The sequence below is a fragment of the Helcobacillus massiliensis genome, assembly GCF_033106145.1.
GTDB lineage: Bacteria > Actinomycetota > Actinomycetes > Actinomycetales > Dermabacteraceae > Helcobacillus > Helcobacillus massiliensis.
Map to the genome: position 1 here is coordinate 1,805,522 of NZ_CP136959.1, position 16,417 is coordinate 1,821,938.

Genomic DNA, 16,417 nt, shown 5'->3' on the forward strand with positions numbered 1-16,417 from the left:
TCCCAACAGAGACCACCGACCCGGGATGAAGCGACGCCGATACTCCCGCCTCGCCCCGGACCATCACACGGACCCCGCCGCAGTCAGGAGGGCCACCGCCGCCTCCGCACTCGGCAACGCCACCGAATGGTACGACTACGGCGTCTACGCCGTGGCCACCAGCTACATCGCCGCCCACTTCTTCGAACCGTTCGAGAACGCCCGCCTGCTCACCCTCGCCACATTCGCGATCTCCTTCCTCGCCCGCCCCATCGGCGGCCTGGTCTGGGGACCGCTCGGCGACCGGCTCGGCCGCAAGAAGGTGCTGGCGCTGACGATCATCATGATGTCGCTGGCGACCGTCGCGATCGGCCTGATGCCCGCGTACGACACCATCGGCATCTGGGCCCCGATCGGGCTCGTGCTGCTGCGGCTCATCCAGGGGTTCTCCACCGGCGGTGAGTACGGCGGCGCCGCCACCTTCATGTCGGAGTACGCGCCGGACAACCGCCGCGGCTTCTTCGGCTCGTTCCTCGAGTTCGGCACACTCGGCGGCTTCGCTCTCGGCACCGCCATCATGCTCGGACTCGAAACGTTCACCACCCCGGAGTTCATGTCCTCCTGGGGCTGGCGCCTGCCGTTCCTGGTAGCGGCGCCGCTGGGCTTCATCGGCCTGTATCTGCGGACCAAGCTGGACGAATCGCCCGTGTTCGAGGAGGCGCAGGAGGCCCCTGCCGCGGACGGCCCCGCGCAGGACGCCCCCGGTCTCTTCGCCCTCATCGGCCGCCACTGGCGCGCCATGCTCGTGATGACGGGCCTGGTCACCGCGCTGAACATCGTCAACTACACCCTGCTGGCGTACATGCCGACCTACCTGGAGCAGCAGATCAACCTGCCGGCGCAGGAGGGCCTGCTGATCGTGCTGGTCGGTGAGGTGCTGATGATGGCGTGCATTCCGTTCGCGGGCGCCGCCTCGGACCGGTTCGGCCGCAAACGCTCCTGGTACTTCTCCATGGGCGGGCTCGCGCTGCTGGCGGTGCCGATGTTCTACCTGATGGGGCAGAGCTTCATCCTCGCCATGGTGGGCTTCGCCGTGCTGGGCCTGCTGTACATCCCGCAGCTCGCGACCATCACCGCGACCTTCCCCGCCATGTTCCCCACGAAGGCGCGGTTCGCCGGGTTCGCCATCACCTACAACGTCGCCACGTCCCTGTTCGGCGGCACCGCGGCGTACGTCAACGACTTCGCCATCGCGGAGACCGGCAACCTGCTGGTGCCGGCGTTCTACATGGTGCTGGCCTGCGTGGTGGGCCTGGTGGCGGTGTTCTTCATGCCGGAGACGGCGGGCGCGTCGCTGCGCGGTGACGATGTCCCGGGCTCCGTCGGCTCCGCTGTGGCGGCCGGCTCCCCCGCCGAGCGCGCCCTGGAGCTGGAGAACCAGCCGGACCAGCGCACCATGACCGCCGAGCAGAAGGCAGTGGTGGTGGACGATGTGACCGCCGCGATCGTGGAGGACGGCTCGGACCCGTACTGGCGCGACCACTAGGGCCATTAGGATCGGGCCGTGGCCACGGACATCCTCACCTGCACCGATCGCATCAGCCGCGCTGTCGCAGCCGACGACCTCGCTGAAGTCTCCGCCCTCACCGATCCGCTGTCGCCGGCGGAGGTGACGCGGGTCCTCGAGCGCCTCCCGCCGAAGACGCGGGCGGTGACGTTCCGGCTGCTGCGGAAGGACCGCGCGTCGATCGTGTTCGATTCGCTGGACCCGGCGCTGCGCGCGGAGATCGTGACCGGGATGCGCAGCACCGATGTCACGCAGCTGTTCGAGGAACTCGACCCGGACGACCGCGTGTGGCTGCTGGAGGAGATGCCGGCCTCGGTCGCGACCAAGCTGCTGCACGGCCTCTCCCCCGAAGAGCGCCGCGTCACCGACGCGATCCTCGGGTATGCGCCGGGCACCGCGGGGCGCCGCATGAGCCCGGAGTTCGTGTCCACGCACCCGGAGCTGACGGTTGCGCAGACCATGCTGCGGATCACCGCGCGGCTCCAGGACGCGGAGACGGTGTATCTGCTGCCCGTGCTCGATGACGGCCGACGGGTGCAGGGCGTCGTCTCGATGCGGGCCCTGCTGGGTGCGCCGTCGGACACCCTGATCGGTGAGCTGATGCGGGAGGCGATCACGGTGCCGGCGGGCCTCGATGAGGAGTCGGCAGCGCGGCGCATCGCCACGCAGGGCATCCTCGCGGCGCCCGTGGTGGACCTGGAGAACCGCGTGGTCGGCATCATGACGCTCGATGATGCGGCCCGCATTGTGGAGCGCGCGGAGGATGAGGACACGGCCCGTCAGGGCGGCACGGAGCCGCTGGACCGACCGTACCTGTCCACCCCGATCCGGGCCCTGGTGCGCACCCGCATCGTGTGGCTGCTGGTGCTGGCGGTCGGCGCGACGCTGACGGTGCAGGTGCTGGAGGTGTTCGAGTCCACGATCGAGCAGGTGACGGTGCTGGCGCTGTTCGTGCCGCTGCTGATCGGCATCGGCGGCAACATGGGCAATCAGGCCGCCACCACGGTGACGCGCGCCCTCGCCCTGGACGATGTGGAGCCGCGTGACGTTCTGCGGGTGTTCTCCCGTGAGCTGCGCACCGGCCTGCTGCTGGGCGTGCTGCTCGGCGCCCTCGGGTTCGTCATCGCGGGCCTGTTCTACAGCACGATGATCGGCCTGGTGATCGGCCTGACCCTAGTGGCGCTGTGCTCGGTGGCGGCGTCCGTCGGCGGTGTCATGCCGATCATTGCGCGGGCGCTGAAGGTGGACCCGGCGGTGTTCTCCAACCCGTTCATCTCCACCTTCGTGGACGCCTCCGGCCTCGTCATCTACTTCGTGATCGCGAAGGTCGTGCTGGGGCTGTAGGTCAGAGGGGCAGCCGACGGGTGAGGAACTCCAGCATCTGCCACCACGCGTCACGGGACGCCTGCTCGTGGTGGAACATCGGGTGCGGGTTGTCGAAGGCATGCCCGGCGCCCTCATGCAGGTGGAATTCGACCTGGTCGCGGATCCCGTCGGCGGTGACGGCCTCCCGGATGCGCTCCACCTGGTCGAGGGGGATGAAGGTGTCGGCCGTGCCGAACACGTGCAGGCTGGGGATGTCGACCTCGGCGGCGAGGTCCAGCAGGTCCGGCAGCGCGGAGCCGTAGAACGCGATCAGGGCGGCGGGGGCGGCGCCGTCGCGCGCGGACTGGGCGGCGACGTTGAACGCGAGTCCGCCCCCGTAGCAGAAGCCCATCACGGCGACCTCGTCATGGCGGACTCCGTCGGTGCCGCGCAGCGCGTGGAAGGTGTGGACGCCGTCGGCTACGGCGCGTCCCCAGTCGAGCTCACCGGTGCGCTCCATCGCCTCCGGCAGAGCGGCCTCCATGCCGATGCTCTCGTCGATCGCGGTGATCGGCGGGTCGAGCCGGGCGAACAGCTGCGGCACGAGCACGGCGTACCCGGCGGCGGCGAGGTCCGAGGCGCGGTCGAGGACGTACTCGGACAGGCCGAAGATCTCCTGCAGCAGCACGATGCCGGGGGCGTCACCGGTCCCGTCGGGGCGGAAGAGGCGACCGGGCAGGGCCTCGATATCGGTGGGGATCTCGACGGCTTCGACGGTGACGGAGCGGCGCTGGGACATGCGGTTATGGTACCGATGCGCGCCTGAGCGGGCGGACGTCTACGATGACAGCATTCCCTCCTCATCCTGTCCGCCCCACTGCACCCTCTGCGAGATCGATCGATGCCCGAAGCCCCAGCTGTCCGCACCACCGAGTTGTCCAAGGCGTTCGTGTCCGGACCGACCACCACGTGGGCGGTGGAGGACGTCTCCATCGACCTGGAGCCCGGGTCGTTCACCTGCATCGTCGGTCCCTCCGGTGGCGGAAAGTCGACGCTGCTGCGCCTCGTCGGCGGCCTGGAGGAGGCGACCACCGGGACGGTGGAGACGATGCCGTCGGCCTTCGTGTTCCAGGAGCACGGAGTGTTCCCGTGGATGACGGTGCGGGACAACGTCGCGTTCGGCCTGAAGATGGCCGGGATGCCGAAGGCGGAGCGGCGCCGCATCGCCGACGACTGGATCCAGCGGGTGCGGCTCGAGCAGTTCGCCACCGCCTACCCGCACCAGCTGTCCGGCGGGATGCGGCAGCGCGTCGCCATCGCGCGCGCGTTCGCGACCGGGTCCCCGCTGCTGCTGATGGATGAGCCGCTCGGCGCGCTCGACGCCCAGACCCGCATGCTGATGCAGGAGGAGCTGCTGGCCCTGTGGGAGGCGGAGCGCACCACCGTCCTCATGGTCACGCACGACATCGACGAAGCGATCCTGCTCAGCGACCGGATCCTCGTGATGTCGGCCCGCCCGGGGCGGGTGAAGGAGGACCTCGCGGTGCCGTTCGAGCGGCCCCGCCGCCATGACATCGAACGCTCCCCGGAGTACACCGAGATGCGTTCGCACATCTGGGAGTCGCTGCGTGACGACGCCCTCGCCGCGGAAGGAGCCGACCGATGAGCATCACACGCCGTGACCGCACCGAGGCGGCCGTCCGGGCCCAGCGGACGAAGGAGGCGCGCCTGCGCCGACGGGACCTGGCCCTCGCGGTCGCGAGCCCCGTCCTCCTGCTCGTCCTGTGGGAGGTGTGCGCCCGCGCCCTCATCATCGACCCGCGGTTCTTCCCCGCCCCGACCCGGATCCTGCAGACCGGCATCGAGATGGCCGCCAGCGGCGAGCTGTGGTCGCACGCCGGGCCGACGCTCGCGCGTCTGCTGGTCGGCGGCGGTCTCGGCGCGGTCGCCGGTGTGGTGGTCGGCCTGCTGATGGGCTCCTCACGCGCACTGAACGCCGCCCTCGGTCCCCTGTTCGCGGCGCTGTACCCGCTGCCGAAGATTGCGATCTTTCCGATCCTGCTGATGATCTTCGGCCCCACGGAGGTGCCGAAGCTGCTGGCCGTGTTCATCACGACGTTCTTCATCCTTCAGATCAACACGGTCTCTGGTGTGTGGGCGATCGACCCGAAGCTGCACGAAGCGGGGCGCGCCTACGGCGCCCGCGGGTTCAACCGATTCCGCCACGTGATCCTGCCGGGCGCGCTGCCGTTCGTGTTCTCCGGTCTGCGCACCGCGACCGGCACCGCCGTGGTGGTGATCACCGCGGTGGAGTTCACCGGTGCGTCCACCACCGGTCTCGGCTATCTGATCTGGAACTCCTGGCAGCTGTTCATCCCGGAGAAGCTGTACGTGGGGCTGGTGGTGATCGGCGTGATCGGCGCCGCCCTCACCTTCGTCATCACCCGCTCCGAAACACTGCTGCTGCCCTGGCGCCGCCGCTGACCCGCCCCGCATCCACCTGCTGACCCGCTCTGAAAGGCCCCACCTGCCATGACTGCTCTGTCCCGCCGCTCTCTGCTCACCGCCACCGCCGCCGGCACCGCTGCCGCCGCCCTCGCCGCCTGCGGCCCCGCCGTCACCGGCAAGGGGAAGGGGGCCGACGGGTCCTCCACGATCCGCGTGGGGCACCTGCCGTCGTCCCTGTTCGCGCCCCTGTACGTAGCGGATGCGACGAAGAAGTTCGCCGACGCCGGCCTCACCCTCGAGCTGGTGCCGCTGAAGTCCGGCCAGGACGGTGTGCCGATGCTCGCGAACAACCAGCTGGACGTCATGTGCGCCGGGTTCTCCGCCGGCATGTTCAACGCCCTGCACTCAGGCGTGAAGTTCACCGTGGCCGGATCCATGGGCATCTCCCCCGGCGACATCGAGAACTCCCCCACCGCCCTGGAGGTGTCGCAGAAGCTGCTGGACTCCGGTGAGGTGAAGGACGTCAAGGACCTCAAGGGCCGCAAGATCGGTGTGGCCGGCGGGCCCGGCGCCACCGGCGGCTACCTGCTCGCGGCGATGCTGAAGGAGGCGGGCCTGACCCTGAACGACGTCGAGGCCGTCAACCTCGCCACCCCGGACCAGCAGCCGGCGCTGGAGAACGGCTCGATCGATGCGGCGACCCCGTCGGCCCCCTTCTCCTCGGCGATGGAGGAGGCCGGCATCGCCTCCCCCATCGCTGTTCCGGCGAAGGGCGTCACCGGCACCGGCGTGATGTTCTCCGAGGACTTCGCGGCCGGCGACACGGCGCAGAAGTTCTTCACCGCACTGACCGAGGGGGCGCAGCAGCTCTCGGCCGACGGCCCCCAGACCGACGAGGTGTACCAGATCCTCGCGGACGCCACCGGCCAGAAGATCGAGGTGTTGAAGGCCTCCCCGATGTACACCTACCTGCCGAACCTGGCGCCGCAGCCGGAGCAGCTGGAGGCGATGCAGGCGGTGTGGATGGAGGCGAAGCAGGTGTCCTACAGCGAGCCGCTCAAGGTCGCCGACTTCGTGGACGAGAAGTTCTCCGCCTCAGCGTGATTCGATGACGCGCGAGAGGATGACGGCGCTGCGGGTGTGGTCCACGCTCGGGAGGTCGCGGACCTTCTCCAGCGCCGTCTCCAGGTCGCTGACGCTGCGGGCGCGGAGTGTGACGAGGGCATCCGCCTCGCCGGTGACGGTGGATGCTTCCACCACCTCCGGCACCTGAGAGAGGGCGCGGGCAAGGGCCTGAGGCGGGACGGTGCCGCGGCAGAACAGCTCCACCACTGCTTCGGTGGTGGTGGCGCTGCGTTCGGACCTGAGGGTGATGGTGAAGCCGGTGATGATGCCGCGTTCCACCAGGCGGTCCACGCGGCGCTTCGCGGCCGAGGCGGAGAGGCCGACGGCGTCACCGAGGTCGGCGTAGCCGATGCGGGAGTTGGCCTTGAGCTCACCGATCACACGAGCATCGATCTGATCCATGCGCATGATCGTAGCGCCGATGCCCGAAAAGACGCTCGGAACGTGCGTCGGATACGGAACAATTGCGCGCGGCCGCTGTCACAATGTGTCCTATGACAACAATCCTCATGTGCCGCCCCACCCACTTCGACGTCAGCTACCAGATCAACCCCTGGATGGACCCGAGCGCGGGAGCGAAGGCGGAGATCGCCGTCGCCGAATGGCAGAAGCTGTACGAGAAGTACCTCGAGCTCGGCTACGACATCGAGCTGATCGACCAGGTCGAGGGTCTGCCGGACATGGTGTACGCCGCCAACGGCGGGTTCACCCTCGACGGCAAGGCCTACGGAGCGAAGTTCGCCTTCCCCGAGCGCGTGGACGAGGGCCCCGCCTACATGGACTGGTTCGACGCCCACGGCTTCGAGGTCTTCGAGCCGAAGTACGTCAACGAGGGCGAAGGCGACATGCTGATGGCCGGCGAGACGATCCTCGCCGGCTGGGGCCTGCGCTCCACCATCGAATCCCATGACGAACTGCGCCGGATCTTCGACCGCGAGGTGCTGTCGCTGCGTCTGGTGGACCCGCGCTTCTACCACCTCGACACCGCCCTCACCGTGCTGGAGGGCGCCGAGGGGCAGGACGGGCCGAACGTCGCGTTCCTGCGGGAGGCGTTCGATGAGCCGTCCCTGAAGCTCCTTGATCAGCGCTTCCCGGACGCGATCCACGCCAGCGCCGCCGACGCCGAGGTGCTCGGCCTCAACATGTTCGGCACCGGCGGCGACCTCGTGGTCTCCGACCGCCTCACCGACCTGGACCGTCAGCTGGAGGACGCCGGCTACCGCACCCACGCCGTGGGCCTGCCGGAGCTGCTGAAGGGCGGCGGCTCCATCAAGTGCTGCACCCTGCTGCTGCGCCGCTGATCCCGTCGGCCCGCACCCGGCCCGCCCTGCTGGACGATTGCGCACTCAATCGGTCACGCACGGGCGGGTCGGCCGTGTCCGGTGTGATGCTCGCGTAACCAGCGGCCCGTTCTCCGGGTCCATGCACCCAAAGGCGGTATGTTCAAGGCACCCCCGCCGCAATGACGCGCACCCTGAGGAGCACCGCACCATGTCCACCGACACCCCAGGCGCCGGCCCCGAAGCCGACAAGCGCCGCATCCCGGTGTTCTTCCTGTCCGACTCCACCGGCCTCACCGCCGAAGCGATGGGCAACGCCCTGCTGGTGCAGTTCCCCGACCTGAAGTTCGACCGCACCACCATCCCCTTCATCTCCAACCCGGAGGAAGCGCACCAGATCGTCCAGGAGATCGACGACCTGGTTGAGGCCGGGGAGGGTCCACTGGTGTTCTCCACCGCCGTGGACCGCGACATCCGCAGCCAGCTGGTGGAGTGCCGCGCCCCCATCATCGACCTGTTCGAGACGCACATGGAGAAGGTGGAGAACGCCCTCGGCGTGTGCTCCTCCTCCCTGCGGTCCCAGCTGCACGGTGTGGGCAACATGGACTCCTACTACCGACGGATGCAGGCGATCGAGTTCGCGATCGAGCACGACGACGGCCAGTCCCTGCGCGCCCTGGAGAAGGCCGACGTCATCCTGGTGGCCCCGTCGCGCTGCGGCAAGACCCCGACCTCCATGTTCCTCGCCCTCCAGCACGGGCTGTTCGTCGCGAACTATCCGCTGGTCGATGAGGACTTCGAGACCGATCACCTGCCGCGTCCGCTGAAGGACCTCGGCCCGAAGCTGTTCGGTCTCATCTCCTCCCCCGAGCGCCTCGCCGCCGTGCGCGAAGAGCGCCGCCAGGGCTCCCGATATGCTTCGCTGCAGCAGGTCAACTTCGAGCTCTCCTCCGCGCGGCGACTGTTCCAGAAGAACAACATCCCCGTGGTAGATTCCTCGGCAAAATCCGTGGAGGAGATGTCCGCCATCATCCTGCAGCGGCTTGCGCACAGGACCCACCACTGAGAGCACCAAGAAAGACGAAGGAGTCATTTCTATGACGAACACCAACGTGCGCTGGTTCAGCGAACTCGGCATGTCGGACGTCGACCAGGTGGGCGGCAAGAACGCCTCCCTCGGCGAAATGGTGAAGAACCTCGCCGACCTCGGCGTGAACGTGCCCAACGGCTTCGCCACCACCGCGGACGCCTACCGCCGCTTCCTCGAAGAGACCGGCCTGGCCGGCCAGATCGACGAGCTCCTCGACGGCCTCGACACCGAGAACACCCGCCAGCTCACCGAACGCGGCGCCAAGATCCGCGACGCGATCATCACCCAGGACTTCCCGAAGGACCTCGAAGAGGACATCCGCACCGCCTACGACGAGCTCGCCGCGGGTTCCGGCGAGGAGGCGTCCTTCGCGGTGCGCTCCTCCGCCACCGCTGAGGACCTGCCCGACGCCTCCTTCGCCGGCCAGCAGGAGACCTTCCTCAACGTCCGCGGCATCGACGCGGTCCTCACCGCCATCCGCGAGGTGTTCGCCTCCCTCTACAACGACCGCGCCATCGCCTACCGCGTCCACCACGGCTTCGAGCACACCGACGTGCTCCTGTCCGCTGGTGTGCAGAAGATGGTCCGCTCCGACATCGGCGCCTCCGGCGTCATGTTCACCATGGACACGGAGTCCGGCTTCGACGACGCCGTGTTCATCACCTCCGCGTACGGCCTCGGTGAGGGCGTGGTGCAGGGCGCTGTGAACCCCGACGAGTTCTACGTCTACAAGCCGGCGCTCGAAGCGGGCCGCCCCGCGGTGCTGAAGCGCTCCGTCGGCGCGAAGGCGACCAAGATGATCTACACCGACGACGCCACGGTCGGGAAGACCACCGAGTTCGTCGACGTCGACAAGGCGGAGCGCCCGAAGCTGTCCCTCACCGACGCCGAGGTGGAGCAGCTCGCCCGCCACGCCGTCACCATTGAGAAGCACTACAAGCGCCCGATGGACATCGAGTGGGGCAAGGACGGGGCCGACGGCGGCCTCTACGTGCTGCAGGCCCGCCCGGAGACCGTGCAGTCCCGCGCCAAGGGCGGCGCCATCCAGCGCTTCAAGCTGAAGGACTCCGGCGAGGTGCTCGTCGAGGGCCGCGCCATCGGCCAGAAGATCGGCGCCGGCAAGGTCGCGATCCTCAACTCCATCGACGAGATGCACGACTTCGAGCCCGGCCAGGTGCTCGTGGCGGACATGACCGACCCCGACTGGGAGCCGATCATGAAGCGCGCCTCCGCGATCGTCACCAACCGCGGCGGCCGCACCTGCCACGCGGCCATCATCGCCCGTGAGCTCGGCATCCCCGCCGTGGTCGGCACCGGCTCCGCCACCAGCGACCTGAAGGTCGGCGACGAGGTCACCGTCAGCGCCGCCGAGGGCGACACCGGCTACGTGTACAAGGGCATGCTGGACTTCGACGTCACCGAGACGTCCCTGGACGCAATGCCGGAGATCCCCACGAAGATCATGATGAACGTGGGCACCCCGGAGCAGGCGTTCTCCTTCTCCCGCATCCCCAACGCCGGTGTGGGCCTGGCCCGCCTGGAGTTCATCATTAACCGCCAGATCGGCATCCACCCGCGCGCCCTGCTGGAGTTCGACTCCCTGCCCGCGGACCTGAAGAAGCAGGTGGGCGGCCTCATCGAGGCGTACGACACCCCGCGCGACTTCTTCGTGCAGCGCGTCGCTGAGGGCGTCTCCACGATCGCGGCGGCGTTCGCGCCGAACCCCGTGATCGTGCGCATGAGCGACTTCAAGTCCAACGAGTACGCGAACCTCATCGCCGGCCCGCGCTACGAGCCGCACGAGGAGAACCCGATGCTGGGCTACCGCGGCGCCTCCCGCTACCTGTCGGAGGACTTCGCGGAGTGCTTCAAGATGGAGTGCGACGCCATCAAGTACGTGCGCGACGAAATGGGCCTGACCAACGTCAAGGTCATGATCCCGTTCGTCCGCACCCCCGAGGAGGCGAAGGCAGTCACCGACCTGCTCGCCGAGAACGGCCTGAAGCGCGGCGACAACGGCCTCGAGGTCATCATGATGTGCGAGGTCCCCTCGAACGCTGTGGTGCCGGAACTGTTCCTCGAGCACTTCGACGGCTACTCGATCGGCTCCAACGACATGACGCAGCTGACCCTCGGCCTCGACCGCGACTCCGGTCTCGTGGCCGACGCGTTCGACGAGCGCAACGCGGCCGTGAAGTTCATGCTGGAGCGCGCCATCCGCGCCTGCCGCGACGCCGGCAAGTACGTGGGCATCTGCGGCCAGGGCCCGTCGGACCACCCGGATCTCGCCGAGTGGCTGATGGAGCAGGGCATCGAGACGATGTCGCTGAACCCGGACACCGTGGTGGACACCTGGGTGGCGCTGTCGAAGGTCGGCAAGAAGGGCTGATCGCCCGCATCTGAACCGCGCAGCCGACCCTGCGCCTCAATGGGCCGCATCCTCCGGGGTGCGGCCCATTCGCATGCCCGGACGGCCCGAGAAGTCCCGCTGCGATGCCGAAACGACGATTCGCCCACAGGACCCCCTATCCACCCGGCGAAGCCCGTGCCAGAATGTCACGAAATGGTTGACTCTCCGCACTCTCACAGGTCCTCTGTGCGTCCGGCCGCCGCCCGCGACCGCCTCCTGGCGATGCTCCCCGCTCTGCTCGCCGCCCTGGCCTACACGGCCCTGTCGGTCCAGCAGTGGAGACGATTCGACTTCCCCAGCTGGGACCTCGGCATCTTCTCCTCCCTCGCGTCCGCCTACGCCCGCGGGTCCGCCCCGATCGTGCCGATCAAGGGTGATGACTTCAACCTCCTCGGCGACCACTTCCACCCGATCCTCGTGCTGCTCGGGCCGGTGTGGGCGCTGTTCCCTTCACCACTCACGCTGATGGTTCTGCAGGCCCTGCTGCTGGCCGCCAGCGCCGTCCCCCTCACCCGCCTCGCGATCGACCGGCTCGGCCGCACGATCGGCCTGATGGCGGGTTTCGTGTACGTGTTCTCCTTCGGGCTGCAGTCCGCGCACATCGTGCAGTTCCACGAGATCGCGTTCGCGGTGCCGCTGCTCGCCCTCTCCCTCACCGCATACCTCCGCCACCGGATGATGACCGCCGCGATCTGGGCGGGCCTGCTGGTGTTCGTGAAGGAGGACCTCGGCCTCACCGTCACGATTCTCGGGCTCATCATCGCGGTGCGAGCCCTCATGGACGCACGCGAGCTGCAGGAGCGGTCCGCTGAAGCGGGCCGGCGCGCCAACACCGTCAAGCAGCTCGCCCTCAGCTTCGGCTCGGACGCGGACATCGCCGCCCGCCGCGACTTCACCATCGGCGCCGGCCTGACCCTATGGGGCGTCTTCTGGTTCCTGCTGTCCACGCTGCTGATCCTGCCGGCGCTGAACCCGCAGGGGCAGTTCGACTACACCGACAACATCGGCAGTGCCCTGGACGTGTTCGGGCCCCCGATCAAGTGGGCCACCGTCGGCCTGCTGATCCTCGCCACCGGGGTGGTGGGGCTGCGCTCCCCGCTGGTGCTGCTGGCGCTGCCCACCCTGGCGTGGCGGATGACCGGGAACGTGGAGCACTACTGGGGCTGGACGTGGCACTACAGCGCCGTGCTGATGCCGATCGCGTTCGCCGCCCTGCTGGACGCGCTGCCGAAAATCGCGCGGTTCGCGGACCGCCTGCGCTCCTCCTCCCCCGCGTGGGCGCATCGCATCCCCCGGTGGGTCCTGCAGCCCAGGGCGGCGGCGTTCCCCCTGGGGCTCGCGGCCCTCGCCACGGTCATCACGGGCGCAGCCGGTCCCACCATGCCGGTGCTGCAGCTCGCGGAGCCCGACCGGTGGTCCGTCAGTGAGCAGGCGCAGCAGGCGCGCGAAGCGATGGCGGCTCTGCCGCCGGGCACACAGGTCGCCTCGGACATCTCCACGCTCGCGCCGCTGACCGTGGACCACCAGGTGCAGTGGCTGCACGGCCCGAACCAGCGCGCCCCGTACTGCGCCCTGGTGGACCAGTGGGTGCTGAACCAGTCCCCCGCCCAGCAGCAGGTGTGGCTGGAGGACCGCTGGAACACCGTCTTCGAGCAGCGGTTCAGCAATGACCGCTACTCAGTGTGGTGCCAGCAGTCAGCTCCTCAGGGGTGGGAGCGGCCCGCGCCTGCGTCCCGCCCACAGTCTGACCGGTGAGTGCCGCTCCGCCAGCAGCGCAGCGGTGATGCCGCGGGCGATCAGCTCGTTGACGGGGATGCGCTTGAGGCTGCTGGTGTCCTTCTCGAGGAACGGGTCGATGGCGCCGGCGGCGGTCCACATCGCCGCCATCAGCGCGAGCTGTGCATGGGAGTCCAGCAGGCTGTGCCCGAGGCCCGGAACGGACAGGAACCGGGCACCGGGGATCTGTTCGGCGGCGAGGCGGGACCGGGAGGCGGGGATCATCAGGTCCCGCTCCCCGGTGATGACGAGCGTGGGGGCGGTGATCGCGGTGCGCTCCCGTTCGAGGTCGAACGCCTCCCCCGCGAACGGCTCGTACTCCTTCGCGCGCAGCGCGGTGAGGGCCAGCGGGTCCAGGGGCTGCCCGTCGGCGAGGTGGCCGAAGCCGAGTTCGGTGGAGGCGATGCGGTCCACGAGGTCGCGCTCCAGCACGAACGGGGTGGACGGCAGCGCTTCGGTCGCCGCGAGCGCCTGGTACACGGACGTCCAGGTGAGGCGGCCGCGGCCGAGCACGAGGAGGTCCACGATGTCGCGCACGGAGCTGAGGCCGCCGTACTGGTGGACGGCGGCAATGACGGGCCCGGACTCCTCGACCGGGATGGTGCCGTCCTCGACGAGGCGGCGGATCACGCGGGCGACGGATTCGGTGCGGACGTTCTCCCCGTACCAGAACAGGGAGCGCAGGGCGTGCTGCTGGGCGGCTTCGTCGGCCACGGAGGTGAACGGGGAGTCCAGCACGAGGGAGTGCACCCGGTCGGGGTGGGCAAGGGCGAAGCGCTGCGCGAGGTAGCCGCCGTAGCTGGTGCCGTACAGGACGGCCTTCTCGATGCGGGCGTGGTCGAGCACGGCGAGCATGTCCTCGAGGACGGCGTTCACCCGCATCGCGTCCGGGGGAAGGTCGGTGCCGCGGGCGTCGGAGCGGGACATGCCGACTCCGCGGTGCTCCATCATGAGGATGTCCATGCCCTTGGAGGCGCCGAGGCGGCGCACCAGTTCGTAGGGGAACACGGAGGCCACGCCCGGGCCGCCGGGCAGGATCATGATCGGCGGGTAGTCGGATTCGTAGCCGGCGCGGACGTACCGCAGGGGGAACAGGTGGTCGCGGTCGTCGTCGACGGCGTCGCGGTACACCGTCATCACGTCGTTGCGGCTGGAGAGCCATTCGTCGGCACTGGCGCGGTCCTGAGCGTCCATGGCCTCAGCTCTTCCTGCTGGTCCCGATGGTCTCCCACAGGAACGTGTACATGAGGGCGTTCATGCGGGCGGTCTGGTCGGAGGTGGAGGCGCCGCCGTGCCCGCCCTCCACGTTCTCCCAGTAGCGCACGGGGGCGCCGAGGGATTCGAGGGCGGCGGTGAACTTGCGGGCGTGCCCCGGGTGGACGCGGTCGTCACGGGTGGAGGTCAGCACGAACGTCTCCGGGTAGTCCACGTCCTCGGAGAGCAGGTGGTACGGGGAGAAGGTGCGGATGAACTCCCAGTCGTCGGTGTCGGGATCGCCGTATTCGGCCATCCAAGATGCGCCGGCCAGCAGGTGGCTGTAGCGCTTCATGTCCAGCAGCGGCACCTGGATGACGACGGCGCCGAAGAGCTCGGGGTACTGGGTGAGCATGTTGCCGGTGAGGAGGCCGCCGTTGGAGCCGCCGCGGACGGCGAGCTGGTCACTGGTGGTGACGCCGCGGTCGATGAGATCGCGGGCCACCGCGGCGAAGTCCTCGTAGGCGCGGTGGCGTTTCTCCTGCAGGGCGGCGCGGTGCCAGGCGGGCCCGTATTCGCCGCCGCCGCGGATGTTCGCGACCACGTACGTGCCGCCGCGCTGCAGCCAGGCGCGGCCGACGGCGGCGGCGTAGCCGGGGGTCATGGAGATCTCGAAGCCGCCGTAGCCGTACAGCAGGGTGGGCGTCGGGGCGGGGCCGACGGGTGCCTCGCCGTCCTCGGGGTCCGCATCGTCCGCGGCGGAGACCTCGAAGTAGGGGATGCGGGTGCCGTCCTCGGAGGTGGCGAAGTGCTGGGTCACCTGGAGCCCGTCGGCCTCGAAGCGAGCAGGCGTGGACTTGATGACTTCAAGGTCGCCGGGCCCCTCCCCTGTGGGCACGCCGGCGAGGTCGGCGAGCATGAGGGTGGTGGGGGTGATGAAGTCCTCGACCGTGACCCAGATGTCGTCGGAGACGTCGGAGTCGACGGCGGCGACGCTGATGGTGCCGCTGAGCTCGTTGAAGAGGTCTTCGCGGACCCAGGCGCCGTCCTCGTCGCGGTGGAGCACTTCGAGGCGGTGCTGCACGTCTTCGAGGATGGTGAGGATGAGGCAGCTGCGGGTCATGGTCAGGCCCTGCAGGGAGGAGGTGGCGGTCGGGGTGAACAGCGCGGTGGGGGTGAAGTCGCCGCGCAGGACGTCATCGGCGGGAGCCACCAGGAGGGAGCCCGACGGGTGCACCTCATCGCCCACTTCCCAGTCGGAGCGGAGGTCGAACACGGCGATGTCGCGCCAGGCGGAGAAGGTGGCATCGTCCGGTTTGTCGATGGCGCTGAGGCGCGGCGGCGCTTCGGTGCGGTCCACCGCGTAGGTGGTGTTGGAGTAGAAGGCGTGCATGGTGACCGCCCAGTCCCGTTCGTAGCCGGGTGTGGAGTCGTGGACGGCGGCGACGACCATGTCCGTGGGGTCGGCTTCGTGCACGAGCGCGGCGTCCTCGAGCGCCTGGCCGCGCTGCAGGAGCCGCACCTGGCGGGGGTAGCCGGAGGTGGTCATGGTGTCCTCACCGAAGTCGGTGGAGACCCAGACGGTGTCCTCGTCGATCCAGGACATGGAGCCCTTCGCGGCGGGGCGGTGGAACGGCTTCTCGGACTCCGGCACGAAGGCGCGGGTGACGAGGTCGAACTCGCGGGTCTCGTCGGCGTCGCTGCCGCCGTCGGAGAGGGAGATGAGGGCGCGGCGCCACGGCTCACCGTCGGCGGGGCGCAGCAGCTGGGCGCCGTGGAACACCCAGGTGCGGTCCTCCTCGGCGCTGAGGGCGTCGAGGTCGAGGAGGACCTCCCACTCGGGGTCGTCGCTGCGGAACTGCTCGAGGGTGGTGCGCCGCCACAGGCCGCGCTCGTGGTCGGCGTCGGTCCAGAAGTTGTAGAGGTGCTCGCCGCGCTTCACCACGGCGGGGATGCGGTCGGCGGCGTCGAGGATGTCGCGGATCTCGCCGTGCAGCTGCGCGGTGAGGGGGTTCTGGTCGAGCCCGGCTTCGGTAGCGCGGCTGCGGTCGGTGACCCAGGCGAGGGCGTCCTCACCGGTGACGTCTTCGAGCCACAGGTGCGGATCCTCGGTGCCGTCGGCGGAGGGCAGGGCGGGGCGGTTCGGGGCTGTCATGGCTGCTCCTTGGTGGTGCCGGTGCGGTGATCGGCGAATCGGGTGATGTCGCGGCCGGCGTCGGTCGCCTCCACGGAGTGCGTCCCCG

13 protein-coding genes are annotated in these 16,417 nt (G+C 69.3%); 9 read left to right on the top strand and 4 right to left on the bottom strand.

Annotated features, from left to right (window positions below):
- Nucleotides 1-25 precede the first annotated feature (25 nt).
- Nucleotides 26-1,525 carry an MFS transporter gene (locus R3I40_RS08400; protein ID WP_285261765.1) on the top strand — a complete coding sequence of 500 codons (1,500 nt, stop codon included), beginning with the start codon at nt 26-28 and terminating at the stop codon, nt 1,523-1,525.
- An 18-nt stretch (nt 1,526-1,543) separates the two neighbouring features.
- Entirely contained in the window at nt 1,544-2,890 is a 1,347-nt protein-coding gene (mgtE, locus tag R3I40_RS08405; protein ID WP_183377107.1) for a magnesium transporter, read from the top strand.
- Between the two features lies 1 nt (nt 2,891).
- Here the strand turns inward: mgtE and R3I40_RS08410 are convergent, their stop codons facing one another.
- Complete coding sequence (locus tag R3I40_RS08410) at nt 2,892-3,650, bottom strand: dienelactone hydrolase family protein (RefSeq protein ID WP_285261764.1); 759 nt, start codon at nt 3,648-3,650, stop codon at nt 2,892-2,894.
- A 102-nt stretch (nt 3,651-3,752) separates the two neighbouring features.
- Here R3I40_RS08410 and R3I40_RS08415 point away from each other — a divergent pair, with 102 nt between their 5' ends.
- From R3I40_RS08415 to R3I40_RS08425, 3 genes are read left to right on the top strand one after another with little or no spacing between them, the layout of a single operon-like run.
- Nucleotides 3,753-4,517, top strand: coding sequence for an ABC transporter ATP-binding protein (locus R3I40_RS08415; protein WP_285261763.1), 765 nt, complete (start codon nt 3,753-3,755; stop codon nt 4,515-4,517).
- Entirely contained in the window at nt 4,514-5,335 is an 822-nt protein-coding gene (locus R3I40_RS08420) for an ABC transporter permease (RefSeq protein WP_285261762.1), read from the top strand. The genes R3I40_RS08415 and R3I40_RS08420 overlap by 4 nt, the downstream gene beginning before the upstream one ends.
- 48 nt (nt 5,336-5,383) lie before the next feature.
- Nucleotides 5,384-6,403, top strand: a complete 1,020-nt coding sequence (locus R3I40_RS08425) for an ABC transporter substrate-binding protein (protein ID WP_239373801.1) — start codon at nt 5,384-5,386, stop codon at nt 6,401-6,403.
- Here the strand turns inward: R3I40_RS08425 and R3I40_RS08430 are convergent.
- On the bottom strand, nt 6,395-6,826 hold the full coding sequence (locus R3I40_RS08430; RefSeq protein ID WP_239373804.1) for an Lrp/AsnC family transcriptional regulator: 432 nt from the start codon (nt 6,824-6,826) through the stop codon (nt 6,395-6,397). The two genes, R3I40_RS08425 and R3I40_RS08430, sit on opposite strands and share 9 nt — an antisense overlap.
- Nucleotides 6,827-6,918: 92 nt before the next feature.
- Here R3I40_RS08430 and ddaH point away from each other — a divergent pair, with 92 nt between their 5' ends.
- The 4 genes from ddaH (at nt 6,919) to R3I40_RS08450 (ending at nt 12,959) form a co-directional block, all read left to right on the top strand.
- Nucleotides 6,919-7,725, top strand: a complete 807-nt coding sequence (gene ddaH / locus R3I40_RS08435; RefSeq protein ID WP_246371017.1) for a dimethylargininase — start codon at nt 6,919-6,921, stop codon at nt 7,723-7,725.
- A gap of 190 nt (nt 7,726-7,915) precedes the next feature.
- Entirely contained in the window at nt 7,916-8,770 is an 855-nt protein-coding gene (locus R3I40_RS08440; RefSeq protein WP_183377101.1) for a pyruvate, water dikinase regulatory protein, read from the top strand.
- 31 nt (nt 8,771-8,801) lie between these two features.
- The gene (gene ppsA, locus R3I40_RS08445) at nt 8,802-11,183 is read left to right on the top strand and encodes a phosphoenolpyruvate synthase (RefSeq protein ID WP_259923284.1); all 2,382 of its coding nucleotides are present in this window, start codon (nt 8,802-8,804) and stop codon (nt 11,181-11,183) included.
- A 207-nt stretch (nt 11,184-11,390) separates the two neighbouring features.
- Nucleotides 11,391-12,959, top strand: a complete 1,569-nt coding sequence (locus tag R3I40_RS08450) for a DUF2079 domain-containing protein (protein WP_285261761.1) — start codon at nt 11,391-11,393, stop codon at nt 12,957-12,959.
- Here R3I40_RS08450 and R3I40_RS08455 read toward each other — a convergent pair.
- Nucleotides 12,900-14,174, bottom strand: coding sequence for an alpha/beta fold hydrolase (locus R3I40_RS08455; protein ID WP_285261760.1), 1,275 nt, complete (start codon nt 14,172-14,174; stop codon nt 12,900-12,902). The genes R3I40_RS08450 and R3I40_RS08455 overlap by 60 nt on opposite strands.
- A 4-nt stretch (nt 14,175-14,178) precedes the next feature.
- Nucleotides 14,179-16,329 (bottom strand): prolyl oligopeptidase family serine peptidase, encoded by a 2,151-nt coding sequence (locus tag R3I40_RS08460; RefSeq protein WP_285261759.1) that lies wholly within the window; start codon nt 16,327-16,329, stop codon nt 14,179-14,181.
- Nucleotides 16,330-16,417 lie beyond the last annotated feature (88 nt).